The sequence below is a fragment of the Acinetobacter sp. UBA3132 genome, assembly GCF_002364825.1.
In the GTDB taxonomy this organism is placed as follows: Bacteria; Pseudomonadota; Gammaproteobacteria; order Pseudomonadales; family Moraxellaceae; genus Acinetobacter; species Acinetobacter schindleri.
In genome coordinates, this window is record NZ_DEZM01000203.1 from 1,657 (window position 1) to 2,365 (window position 709).

A 709-nucleotide genomic window follows, 5' to 3' on the forward strand; every position below is an offset into this window, starting at 1 on the left:
TGGTGAGGTGGATGTTTTTGGCTCGCAATATGCCATGCGGATCTGGCTGAATCCACTCAAGCTGAAACAGTATAACCTGATGCCTAGCGATGTGCGTGCTGCGATTGAATCACAGAATACCCAGGTCGCAGCCGGTGCTGTGGGCGATCTGCCTACGGTCGAGGATCAGTATCTGAATGCCAAGGTAACTTCGGGCACGCGACTCAGAACTGTAGAAGAATTTGAAAATATTATTGTAAAGTCTGCCCGGGATGGCAGCTTTATCTATTTAAAAGATGTGGCACGTGTTGAACTCGGTGCTGAAAATTATCAATCCTATAGTACCAATAATGGTTATGCATCCGCAGGTCTGGCGATCTCGCTGGCTTCCGGTGCCAATGCCATCGCGACCTCAGAACGAATCAAGGCGGAAATTGCCCGTCTGTCTAATCAGTTGCCGGAAGGCTATAAGATTGCCTATCCACGGGATAACACGCCATTCGTTCAGGAATCCATTAAGGAAGTCCTTAAAACACTGGTTGAAGCCATCATCCTGGTGATTGTGGTGATGTTTATCTTCCTGCAAAACTGGCGCGCTACCCTGATTCCAGCAGTCACTGTACCAGTGGTTTTACTCGGTACTATGGCAATCCTGTATGCCCTTGGATTCAGTATCAATACCCTGACTTTATTTGCCCTGGTTCTGGCAATCGGCCTGCTGGTGGATGAT

1 protein-coding gene is annotated in these 709 nt (G+C 48.4%); it reads left to right on the plus strand.

Annotated features, from left to right (window positions below):
• Positions 1-709 (plus strand): efflux RND transporter permease subunit (locus B4033_RS11310; RefSeq protein WP_286834083.1); only part of this gene is annotated, 709 nt, incomplete at both ends.